Origin of the sequence: Glaesserella parasuis (genome assembly GCF_002015085.1) — a bacterium.
GTDB lineage: Bacteria > Pseudomonadota > Gammaproteobacteria > Enterobacterales > Pasteurellaceae > Glaesserella > Glaesserella parasuis.
The window spans coordinates 1-11,329 of record NZ_MUXW01000036.1 but is presented as its reverse complement, the minus strand read 5'-3'; the positions used below and the strand labels follow the sequence as shown (position 1 = coordinate 11,329).

Below are 11,329 nucleotides of genomic sequence, written 5' to 3'. Positions count from 1 at the left end.
ATATTCTATTGTTTCGCATAACTTATATTATGTTAAATAACAAATTTAAGCGGATAAATTTAAGGCTTTTCTTTCTTTTTCTCTTCCCTTTTTTACTGAGATCAATTTATTTTCAAGTGTAAAAGGCGTATCATAGGCACGCAGTCACGTTTATCCAAAACGTGTTAATTTTTTTCTTATCACATAGGTGTAATTTTTTTCTTATCACATAGGTGTTTCGACAATGTCAAAAAATATTCTTATTCTTAACTGTGGTAGCTCATCTTTAAAATTCGCTATCCTTGATCCTGCTTCTGGCGATGAAAAATTATCAGGTCTAGCTGAAAACTTTAATTTAGTTGATGCTCGTATTAAATGGAAATTAAACGGTGAGAAAGGTGCTGCAGATTTAGGTGCTGGTGCAGCTCACAGTGAAGCACTTAACTACATCGTGAAAAACATTTTAAGTGCAGAATTAAAAGACAGCATTGGTGCTATCGGTCACCGTATCGTTCACGGTGGTGAAAAATATACTTCATCTATCGTTATTACAGATGAGGTGGTTGCAGGTATCAAAGAAGCTGCAGCATTTGCACCACTTCACAACCCTGCTCACTTAATCGGTATTGAAGAAGCATTCAAAGCATTCCCTGAATTAAAAGAGAAAAACGTTGCGGTATTTGATACAGCATTCCACCAAACAATGCCTGAACACGCTTATCTCTATGCACTTCCATACTCTTTATATAAAGAGCACGGCGTGCGTCGTTATGGTTTCCACGGTACAAGCCACTATTATGTGAGCCGTGAAGTCGCTAAAGTTGTGGGTGTTGAACCGTCAAAAGTGAACGTGATTACTTGTCACTTAGGTAACGGTGCTTCAGTTGCTGCAATCCGTAATGGTAAATGTATTGATACTTCAATGGGTTTCACTCCATTAGAAGGTTTAGTAATGGGTACTCGTTCAGGTGACTTAGACCCTGCAATCATTTTCTTTATGCACAATACGTTAGGTATGTCTGTAAAAGAAATTGAAGAAACATTAGTGAAAAAATCTGGCTTATTAGGTTTAACGGAAGTGACAAGCGACTGCCGTTATGCAGAAGATAACTACGCAACTCACGCAGATGCAAAACGTGCAATGGACGGTTTCTGCTACCGTTTAGCGAAATACATCGGTGCTTATATGGCTGTTTTAGGTGACGATCACTTAGATGCAATCGTATTTACTGGTGGTATCGGTGAAAACGCAGGCCTAGTGCGTGAATTAACCTTAAATTACTTAAAACTGTTCGGTATTAAAGTTGATAGCGAGAAAAATACGGCAGCACGTTTTGGTAAATCAGGCGAAATTACTGCTGCTGATTCTGCATTCCGTGCATTCGTTATCCCAACAAACGAAGAACTTGTTATTGCACAAGATACAGCGCGCTTAGCGTTATAATATCTAAAACCTGCCAGATGGCAGGTTTTTTACTTTTTACATCACAAAAGCGGTGAGATTTTGCAAAAAATTTGACTACTCTACCCGCTTGTAACAAGGAAAAAAACAATGTCCAGAACAATTATTTTAATTCCAATCAGTACCGGCGTTGGTTTAACCAGTGTAAGTCTTGGTTTAGTCCATTCTCTTGAACAAAAAGGGGCAAAAGTTGGTTTCTTAAAACCTATCGCACAACCTATTAGTGGTGAAGATACCCTTGACCGTTCAACCACTATTATCCGCCTTTCACAAAGTACCGAAACAGGTACACCATTTATGCTAGGTGAAGCGGAAACATTAATTGCAAAAAAACAAACTGATGTATTACTTGAAAAAGTGGTTGAGCGTCATCAAAAACTCGCTAAAACAAGCGATATTATTGTGATTGAAGGCTTAATCCCAACACGGAAAAATTCTTATGCAAACAGCATTAACTATGAAATTGCACAAGCATTAGACGCTGAAATCGTGTTAGTTGCAGCGCCAGCGGCAGACAAACCAGCTCAGCTTAAAGAGCGTATTGATGCGGCAGCTTCTTTATTTGGTGGTCGCCACAACCCTAACCTACTCGGTGTGGTTATTAACAAATTTAATGCCTCTGTTGATGAGTCAGGTCGTACACGCCCAGATTTAACCGAAATCTTCGACTCGTTCCAACACAGCAGCAATAACATTCTTGAAATGGAAAACCTGTTCAAAGCTGGTCCAATCAAATTACTAGCTTGTATTTCGTGGAAATCAGATTTAATTGCAACCCGTGCAATCGATCTTGTAAAACACCTAGGTGCGGCAATTATTAATGAAGGTGAAGTACATAAACGCCGTATTCGTAGTGTAACATTCTGTGCAAGAAGCCTACCACATATGGTTGATCACTTTAAAGCGGGCAGTTTATTAGTTGCTTCTGCAGATCGTCCTGATGTTATCGTTGCAGCATCTTTAGCAGCAATGAATGGCGTGGAAATCGGTGCGTTACTCTTAACGGGTGGCTACAAAATTGATACTCAAATTGCCAAACTTTGCCAACAAGCCTTTGAAACTGGCTTACCAATTTTCCGTATTGAAGGCAACACTTGGCAAACTGCATTAAGCCTACAAAGCCTCAGCCTTGAAGTACCAGTTGATGATAAAGAGCGTATTGATGCGATTAAACAATATGTCTCAGAACAATTTGATGCAGACTTTATTGAAGGTATTTCTAAAGGTGCAGTTCGCGCTCGTCGCCTCTCCCCTGCTGCATTCCGTTATCAATTAACCGAACTTGCGCGTGAAGCGAAAAAACGCATTGTGTTACCAGAAGGTGATGAGCCTCGTACCGTTAAAGCGGCTGCACTCTGTGCGGAACGTGGCATTGCAGAATGTGTACTTTTAGCGCCACCTGCTGATGTTCAACGTGTTGCTGAAGCTCAAGGGGTTACTTTAGGCAAAGGCATTACCATTATTGACCCAGCTGAAGTGCGTGAAAACTATGTAGCTCGTTTAGTCGAATTGCGTAAAAACAAAGGTATGACTGAGGTTGTTGCTCGTGAACAGCTGTTAGATACTGTTGTACTCGGTACAATGATGTTAGAAGCAAACGAAGTAGATGGTTTAGTTTCAGGTGCAGTTCACACGACTGCAAATACAATCCGTCCACCAATGCAAATTATCAAAACAGCACCAGGTAACTCTATTATTTCATCTGTGTTCTTTATGTTATTACCAGATCAAGTACTTGTTTACGGTGACTGTGCGGTAAACCCAGATCCAACACCTGAACAATTAGCCGAAATCGCTATCCAATCGGCTGAATCGGCAAAATCATTCGGTATCGATCCTCGTGTTGCAATGATTTCTTACTCAACAGGAACTTCTGGTGCTGGTGCAGACGTAGAAAAAGTAGCTGAAGCAACTCGTATTGCGAAAGAAAAACGCCCAGACCTTATTATTGACGGTCCATTACAATACGATGCGGCAATTATGGAAGATGTGGCTCGCTCTAAAGCGCCTAACTCCCCTGTTGCAGGTAAAGCGACCGTATTCGTCTTCCCAGACTTGAACACAGGTAACACAACTTATAAAGCGGTTCAACGCTCTGCGGATCTCGTGTCTATCGGTCCAATGCTACAAGGTATGCGTAAACCTGTAAACGACTTATCTCGTGGTGCTTTGGTTGATGATATTGTTTATACCATTGCATTAACGGCAATTCAGGCGACTCAGTAAAAAATAAACTGCTAGTTCAAAGACTGAATCCAGTTGCTACTGGACTCAGTCCGTTTAAATACGTCAGTTATACAGCCCAATATATTATTCTTTAGGATATGTTAGAATAATTCTTTTGCCTCTTGAAGCAATGATTCTGGTATTGAAAGTCCCAGTTGTCTTGCTGTTTTTTGATTAATGGATAATTCCATTTTACTTACAGACTGGGTTGCGATATTACCTGCTTTTTCGCCTCTGAGGATTTTTGCTGCAACTTTACCTGTTTCTGCACCAATATCATATTGATTCACTGCGTAAGCAGCTAGAGCTCCTCTTTTTACAGTGTCTTTATCCGCAGCAATAACAGGAATTTTTGCTTCAAGTGCTGCTTTGTGTAATGCTTCATAGGCAGATACTACAGCATTATCTTCTGTAATATAAATAGCTTGCACCTTTCCACTTAAACTACGAGCAGCTGTGCCAATATCTGCACTACGCTGCACAGCTACAGGCATAATCTCAATATTAGAACCTCTTATTGCATTCCTTAATTCTTCTAACACAACAGCTGAATTTACCTCTCCTGCACTGTAAACATATCCGAGAGCTTTAATATTTGGTACTAGTTTTTGGATTAGTGCCAATTGTGGTTCAATTGGTTTATGATCTGAAATGCCCGTTACATTTGTTTTACTTGGTTCCCAAGATTTAATCAACTTGGCAGCTACAGGATCTGTTACACCTGAAAATACAATAGGAATTGAACGTGTTGCTGCAACAACAGGTTGAGCACTTGGTGTCGTAATAGGAATAATAATATCTGTTTTATCACCTACAAATTTACGTGCAATTTGAGCTGCAGTTGATGTACTACCTTGAGCAGATTGGAAATTAATACTAATATTTTTTCCATCAACAAAGCCTTCTCTAGCGAGTTCTTCAATAACACCCTGTCGAATAGTATCTAATGCAGGATGCTCTACAATTGCAGTAATTGCAACATTATGGATTTTATCCTGCGCAGATGCATTAAATGCGAAAGCAGCAAGTGCAGAAAAAAGAATTGTTTTTCTCAATTTCATATGAATTTCCTTAATTTAACTTGATGTATTAATGTACTATTAAAATAGTACAAAGAAGGATATAAAAATTAATATACTATTGCAAGAAAATTCTAATCGAAATAAGGAAATAATATAATAAACGTTTGTTTTTTAAACTAGACAGAAGGGGGAATGCACTATTTCCCCCTCAGATAACTCATTTAACCAACTTTAAATGAGATGATTTTTTCTTAGTAACTTTTTTGAGTGACTGCGCTCTATTTACTCTATCTAAATATGTGTCTTCTTGATAGAAAGCTTCTTCTTCTTGAAACATTACACCGTCACCATTTTCCTGTGCATAAATAGCCTCGACAGCACCGAATGGAATATAAACTCCACGAGTAATTCCCTGAAATCTTGCATTGAAACTAATTGCTTCATCAGTAACAACATATTGTCCTATAGAGCGGGGAGAAATATTTAAGATAATTTTACCATCACGCACAAATTCTTGGGGAACATCTGTATCTACGTACTCCGAATTTATTAATAAATATGGGGTATTTTCATTATCTAAAATCCAATTATAATAGGCTTGGTATAAATAAGGTCTTAAAGGTTTCATATCAGTCTTTATCATCCATTAAATTTTTGGGTGTACTACCTCCAATAGATTGCACAAAGCTATCTCGTTTAAAAACTCTATTCATATATGCTTTAACCGCTTTTGAGCCTGCCCCATTAAATTCTACACCTAGAGTATTCATTCTCCACAATAAAGGGGCTACATAGCAATCAACTAGACTAAAATCTTCACTCAAAAAATAATCAGAATCTGAAAATACTGGACCTAATGCTAATACTTCTTCGCGTAGCTGATTTAATGCTCTTTGAGCTTCAGCTGTAGTTGGATCACGTTCAATAAAATCAATTAAAGAGAACCAATCATTTTGAATACGATGTATATTTAAACGACATTGAGCTCTCAGTATAGGATAAACAGGCATTAATGGCGGGTGAGGAAATCGTTCATCAAGATATTCCATAATGATTCGTGCATTTGATAATATGAGATCACGATCAACCAACACTGGCACAGTACCTCTAGGATTGACTTCAATTAAATCTTCCGAAATTGTGCCTGGTAAAATATTTTCAATTTCATAAGCAACGCCTTTTTCAGCTAAAACGATACGTACTTGATGACTATAAATATCTGTTTTAGTAGAAAAAAGCGTCGGAACAGAACGTTTATTTGCACTCATCATTTATTTCTCCCAATATTTAAATTTTCTCAATATTCGATCTTCCGATTTTAGCATAGATTATCTGTTAAATAACAGTGCTATTTTTCTTATCCTATATCCTTTACTTAGGGTTGATTTAGAGCAACTTCTTGAAAATTTTTATATAAACCTTTTGACGATAGAGTATAAAACGTCTAGCATAACAGGAATCTTTTATCAAAATAGAGGAACTATAGATGGAAAATAGCAAAAAACAATCATTTCAAGATATGCTAGATTATGTGCATCTTTATCGTTTAAAAAATAAATTATTACGTGAAACAGCAGATAATGATCGCAAAATCCGTGATAATCAAAAGCGTATTTTATTACTTGATAATCTAAATCAGTACATTACTGACAATATGTCTATCCAAGACATACGTGTAATCATAGGTAACATGAGAGATGACTATGAAAACCGAGTTGATGATTATACTATCCGTAATGCTGAACTTTCTAAAGAACGTAGAGAAATTAGACGTAAAATGGCTGAACATTCTAGTAAAAAGTAAATGAACAGAACGGTAAGTCGCCAAACCTACCGTTTTTCATATCCTACTGTTCAATCCACACCACAAAATCTGCAACAGTATGAAATGAACCAAACACAAGAATAATGTCTTGTTCGTTCGCTGTTTCAAAAAGAACTTGGCTTGCTTCAATAACATTTTCATAGGCAACGGCTTTGGCATTTGGTAAAGCAGTAAGTAATTTACTTTTTACCTCTGTGCCACGTTGCCCCCGATAACCCTGTAACCCCGCACAATACCATTCGTCAATCAGATCTTCCAAAGGCTCAACAATACCCGATAAATCTTTATCCACTAAGGCACTGAATACTGCATATATTTTGCGGTTTGGTTGAATCCATTCTGCAAGACGATCCGCTAAATAACGTGCAGCGTGGGGATTATGTCCAACGTCAATAAACACTTGTGCAAGCGGTCTGTTTTGTGAACATTTTGCAAAATCTTGTTCGCCTAATAATTGAAAACGTCCTGTCATCTTCGCCTCTTCGACCGCTTGAGCAAGGATTTCATCACTGAGTCCAAAAGGTAACTGAGTTAAAACCGCTAAAGCTGTGGCACAGTTTGGCTGTGGAATTTTAGGCAGTGGAACAGTTAAAGATTTGGTTTTCGATTGCCATTGCAAGCGGTCAGATTCTGCTGAAAATGTCCAATCTATATCTCGTCTAAAAACGTGACATTGCAACTCTTTTGCATAGTCTAAGATACTTTGGGGGCAATCAGGCTCGCCAATAACCACAGGAATATTTGGACGGAAAATCCCTGCTTTTTCACGACCTATCGCTTCACGGTTATCGCCTAAAAACTCAACGTGGTCAATATCAATCGAAGTGATTACCGCAAAATCAGGATCGACAATGTTTGTGGCATCTAAACGCCCACCTAATCCTACTTCCAAAATCGCTACATCAATCTTTGCCTTACGGAACAGATCTAACGCTGCTAAAGTACCGAACTCAAAATAGGTTAAAGAGGCTGATTTGTGCTGTTCAATATAGTCAAAAGTTGTAATTAAATCAGCATTTCCGACCGCTTGTCCTTGAATACGCACACGTTCGTTATAGTGGATTAAGTGTGGTGATGAATAGACCCCGACCTTTAAACCTGCTTTTAATAACGCCATTTCTAGCAATTTGCAGGTTGAACCTTTGCCGTTTGTACCTGCAACGGTAATCACATAAGGGGCTGGCTTGAGTAAATCCAATTCTTCCGCGACTTTTCGGATACGTTCCAAGCCCATATCAATCGGTTTGAAATGGCTTTTTTCTAAATAGGAAAGCCACGTTTCCAATGAATCCGTGGCTTTTGGTGAAATTAATGCGTTCATTACACTTCTTCTGCAACAAGTTCGCCCGTTTTAAATGGCGTCGGCTGATGAGTAATTTTCGCAAGTAAACGAGCAAGGGTATCACGCATTTCTTTGCGGTGTACGATCATATCAATCGCCCCTTTTTCCATTAAGAACTCACTTCGTTGGAAGCCTTCTGGCAATTTCTCACGCACAGTTTGTTCAATCACTCGTGGACCAGCAAAACCGATCAAGGCTTTAGGCTCTGCGATATTAATATCGCCTAACATTGCCAAACTTGCCGACACACCACCTAAGGTTGGGTCTGTTAAAACAGAGATAAACGGCACGCCTTTTTCTTTCATTTTTGCCAATACCGCACTGGTTTTCGCCATTTGCATTAATGAGAATAACGCTTCCTGCATACGCGCACCGCCTGAAGCAGAGAAACAGATAAACGGAATATTTTCGCTTAATGCTTTTTCTGCTGCACGAACGAATTTTGCTCCAACAACAGATCCCATTGAGCCGCCCATAAACTCAAAGTTAAAAGAAGCAACAACCATAGGCATATCATATAGCTTGCCATACATTACGATGAACGAGTCTTTTTCGCCTGTTTGTTTTTGAGCCGCAGTTAAACGGTCTTTATATTTTTTGAGATCTTTAAACTTCAACACATCTTGTGGTTCAAGTTCTGCCTCTAATTCTTCCGCAGTATCTTGGTCTAAAAGAGACAATAAACGTGTACGAGCATCAATACGCATATGATGATCACATTTTGGGCAAACCTGCATATTGCGTTTAAGTTCCTCGCTATAAAGAACCTGCTCACAACTTGTACATTTTGTCCAAACGCCCTCTGGAATTTTTGATTTACCACTTGATGATGAGGACGTTTTTCCTAAAATTTTTTCAATCCAGCTCATTGTTACACCTTAATTGTGTTGAGAAAATTGGGCGTATTAAAACATAAAATTATATAAAAATACATATGTAAAATAGCCCTAGATGTTTTATTGTGGATCAATTAAGTCAACTAATTTCATAATGACTTCGTCAATTAAATAATCCTCTGCTTTAGTCGCATACTTAGCTTGGCGTTCTTTTAAATCTAAGGCTCTTACTTGGTGACATAAAATAACACCTGTTACCTTACCTGATTCTGTACTACTACCATCAAGCACAACAGTTATATTCTGCGAACGAGCCGCATTGCCACCCGTAGATATTGGGCAACAAATTGCTGTGCCTAATGCTTGATTCAATAATTCGTCTGATACCACAATGAAATAATGGGGAAAGCGAAGCTCGTGACCTTTCGTTGGATCTGGATCAACATACCAAATCTCTCCTTTTTTCGGAACACGCATTACCATACTTCTTTCCCAGTGGGTTGAGATTGGGTAAATTCTGCCACTGTTGTATTCAACTCCGCAACTTCTTGACTATCAATACCTGCTAACAATTCTGCAACTGTCTTACGACCTCGTGCTTGACGCTTAATAGGGGTGAGTATGACACTTTCTCCCCTTGTCTCCAAATTGACTTTATGACCAATTTGCCACCCCATTTGTTGCAATATTGCCATTGGTACAGTCAAGACAGCGGCTCCACCTTGTTGTCTTAATGTCGCTTGCATAACTACCTCTTTCAGTGTTACTTTGTGCGACATTATAGAGCAATTTATCTCACATTCAAGTGATGATTGTGTGCTAATTTATTTCTGCTTGTTCAAACTGTAAAAAGAATATCGTAGCTTGGAATATTTACATTTTTATTCTATTCGCAAATAATTTACTAAAAATCACCGCTTGCCCCTTGCCAAAAGGTATAAATCCTCGTATAAATCCACCTATTTGCAAACACATATTAAGAGGAAAACTATGTCAATGTTTAACCACATTCAAGCAGCACCAGCCGATCCAATTTTAGGTTTAGGCGAAGCATTTAAATCAGAAACTCGCCCTGAGAAAATCAACTTAGGGATTGGGGTTTATAAAGATGCGAAGGGGCAAACGCCTATCGTTAAAGCGGTAAAAGAGGCAGAAACGCGTTTACTGGCTAAAGAGAATACCAAAAATTACTTAACGATTGACGGTATTGCTGATTTCAATGCACAAACTCAAGAGTTATTATTCGGTGCAGGTGCGGAAGTGATTACCTCTGGCCGTGCTAAAACAGCACAAAGCCTTGGTGGTACTGGTGCGTTACGCATTGCGGCAGAATTTGTTAAACGCCAAACCAATACGCAAAACGTATGGATTTCAACCCCAACTTGGCCAAACCACAATGCAATTTTCAACGCAGTGGGTATCAATATCAAAGAATATCGTTACTACAACAAAGAAACCAAAGCATTAGACTGGGATAATCTTATTGCAGATTTAAGCCAAGCAGGTAAAGGCGACGTGGTGCTTTTCCACGGTTGCTGTCACAACCCAACAGGGATTGACCCAACTCCAGAACAGTGGCAAACCCTAGCCAATATGTCTGCGGAAAAAGGCTGGTTACCATTATTTGACTTTGCTTATCAAGGCTTTGCAAACGGCTTAGAGGAAGATGCCTTTGGCTTACGCACCTTCGTGAAAAATCACCGTGAAGTGTTAGTGGCAAGCTCTTACTCTAAAAACTTTGGTTTATACAACGAGCGTGTTGGGGCATTTACCTTAGTTGCAGATAGTGCAGAAGTGGCAAATAATGCGTTCAGCCAAGTGAAATCAATTATCCGTGTGCTTTACTCTAACCCATCTTCACACGGGGCAAGTGCCGTTGCGACAGTGTTAGCTGATCCACAATTAAAAGCTAACTGGATTGAAGAACTGGCTGAAATGCGTAACCGTATCAAAGAGATGCGTGCAAAATTTGTGGCATTGTTGAAAGAGAAAGGTGCAACTCAAAACTTCGATTTTATCATTGCACAAAACGGTATGTTCTCGTTTAGTGGCTTAACCCCTGAACAAGTGGATCGTTTACGCGATGAATTTGCGATTTATGCAGTGCGTTCAGGCCGTATCAATGTGGCAGGTATTACCGAAGATAATATCGACGCATTGTGTGAAGCGATTGTAAAAGTACTTTAATTTTAAATGCATAGTAGACAAGCCTTTATACTTTAATTATTTTTGTCTGCTATGCTCGTAGTTTTTCAGGAGAGAATAATATAATTTACTCTCTCTTTTCCTTTAATGTAATAACCCCAATGCCATACTCGCCCCAACAATCACAATCCCTGCAAACACAAGTTGCATTGATGAAATGGTTTCACCTAGGAGCAGATAAGCAATAAATGCGGTTGAGATCGGCATTAATAATTCAAGTACTTGATAGGTGATGATACCCTGTTTCTGGCATAGTAGACAAAAGTGTTGGTAAAAAAGTGGGCTAAAGCCTTATAGTACAAGGCTTTAAGCCCACTTTTTAAAATGTGAACAAAAAACTGTCCTTTTTGCCTTAAGAACAATATCCAAAAGCATGGAAAGAAAAATAATATTCAGAGGTACTTTTGTTCATCCTGTCATAAAACCTTTTCT

Annotated in this window: 12 protein-coding genes and 1 pseudogene; 5 read left to right on the top strand and 8 right to left on the bottom strand. The window is 38.7% G+C overall.

Annotation, left to right across the window (positions count from 1 at the left end):
- Positions 1 to 223: 223 nt before the first annotated feature.
- Together B0183_RS08825 and pta are read left to right on the top strand one after the other, a co-directional pair.
- Positions 224 to 1,423, top strand: coding sequence for an acetate kinase (locus tag B0183_RS08825; RefSeq protein WP_078208675.1), 1,200 nt, complete (start codon positions 224 to 226; stop codon positions 1,421 to 1,423).
- A 108-nt stretch (positions 1,424 to 1,531) separates the two neighbouring features.
- On the top strand, positions 1,532 to 3,667 hold the full coding sequence (pta, locus tag B0183_RS08820) for a phosphate acetyltransferase (RefSeq protein ID WP_078208674.1): 2,136 nt from the start codon (positions 1,532 to 1,534) through the stop codon (positions 3,665 to 3,667).
- A 101-nt stretch (positions 3,668 to 3,768) separates the two neighbouring features.
- On the opposite strand, the gene B0183_RS08815 is transcribed toward pta, so the two are convergent.
- From B0183_RS08815 to B0183_RS08805, 3 genes are all read right to left on the bottom strand, one after another.
- Positions 3,769 to 4,728, bottom strand: coding sequence for an ABC transporter substrate-binding protein (locus B0183_RS08815; protein ID WP_005712580.1), 960 nt, complete (start codon positions 4,726 to 4,728; stop codon positions 3,769 to 3,771).
- 178 nt (positions 4,729 to 4,906) lie between these two features.
- On the bottom strand, positions 4,907 to 5,317 hold the full coding sequence (locus tag B0183_RS08810) for a ClpXP protease specificity-enhancing factor (RefSeq protein WP_078208676.1): 411 nt from the start codon (positions 5,315 to 5,317) through the stop codon (positions 4,907 to 4,909).
- Position 5,318: 1 nt separating this feature from the next.
- Entirely contained in the window at positions 5,319 to 5,960 is a 642-nt protein-coding gene (locus B0183_RS08805) for a glutathione S-transferase N-terminal domain-containing protein (RefSeq protein WP_005712577.1), read from the bottom strand.
- A 215-nt stretch (positions 5,961 to 6,175) separates the two neighbouring features.
- Here B0183_RS08805 and B0183_RS08800 point away from each other — a divergent pair, with 215 nt between their 5' ends.
- Positions 6,176 to 6,493 (top strand): DUF496 family protein, encoded by a 318-nt coding sequence (locus B0183_RS08800; RefSeq protein ID WP_021113541.1) that lies wholly within the window; start codon positions 6,176 to 6,178, stop codon positions 6,491 to 6,493.
- Positions 6,494 to 6,536: 43 nt separating this feature from the next.
- Here the strand turns inward: B0183_RS08800 and folC are convergent, their stop codons facing one another.
- The 4 genes from folC to B0183_RS08780 form a co-directional block, all read right to left on the bottom strand.
- Positions 6,537 to 7,835 carry a bifunctional tetrahydrofolate synthase/dihydrofolate synthase gene (folC, locus tag B0183_RS08795; RefSeq protein ID WP_078208673.1) on the bottom strand — a complete coding sequence of 433 codons (1,299 nt, stop codon included), beginning with the start codon at positions 7,833 to 7,835 and terminating at the stop codon, positions 6,537 to 6,539.
- A complete protein-coding gene (accD, locus tag B0183_RS08790) occupies positions 7,835 to 8,725 on the bottom strand; it encodes an acetyl-CoA carboxylase, carboxyltransferase subunit beta (protein ID WP_010786958.1) in 891 nt (296 codons plus the stop codon). Before accD ends, folC begins: the two co-directional genes overlap by 1 nt.
- 87 nt (positions 8,726 to 8,812) lie before the next feature.
- Positions 8,813 to 9,175: a type II toxin-antitoxin system PemK/MazF family toxin gene (locus tag B0183_RS08785; protein WP_078208672.1), complete on the bottom strand. Its 363-nt coding sequence runs from the start codon at positions 9,173 to 9,175 to the stop codon at positions 8,813 to 8,815.
- Entirely contained in the window at positions 9,169 to 9,438 is a 270-nt protein-coding gene (locus tag B0183_RS08780; RefSeq protein WP_021118170.1) for an AbrB/MazE/SpoVT family DNA-binding domain-containing protein, read from the bottom strand. Before B0183_RS08780 ends, B0183_RS08785 begins: the two co-directional genes overlap by 7 nt.
- A gap of 250 nt (positions 9,439 to 9,688) precedes the next feature.
- Here B0183_RS08780 and B0183_RS08775 point away from each other — a divergent pair, with 250 nt between their 5' ends.
- Positions 9,689 to 10,879, top strand: a complete 1,191-nt coding sequence (locus tag B0183_RS08775) for an amino acid aminotransferase (protein WP_174221458.1) — start codon at positions 9,689 to 9,691, stop codon at positions 10,877 to 10,879.
- 102 nt (positions 10,880 to 10,981) lie between these two features.
- Here the strand turns inward: B0183_RS08775 and B0183_RS08770 are convergent, their stop codons facing one another.
- Complete coding sequence (locus B0183_RS08770) at positions 10,982 to 11,104, bottom strand: drug/metabolite exporter family transporter (protein WP_016527938.1); 123 nt, start codon at positions 11,102 to 11,104, stop codon at positions 10,982 to 10,984.
- A 141-nt stretch (positions 11,105 to 11,245) separates the two neighbouring features.
- On the opposite strand from B0183_RS08770, the pseudogene B0183_RS13220 reads away from it, so the two are divergent.
- Positions 11,246 to 11,329, top strand: a pseudogene (locus B0183_RS13220) (transposase-like zinc-binding domain-containing protein); the annotation flags it as partial.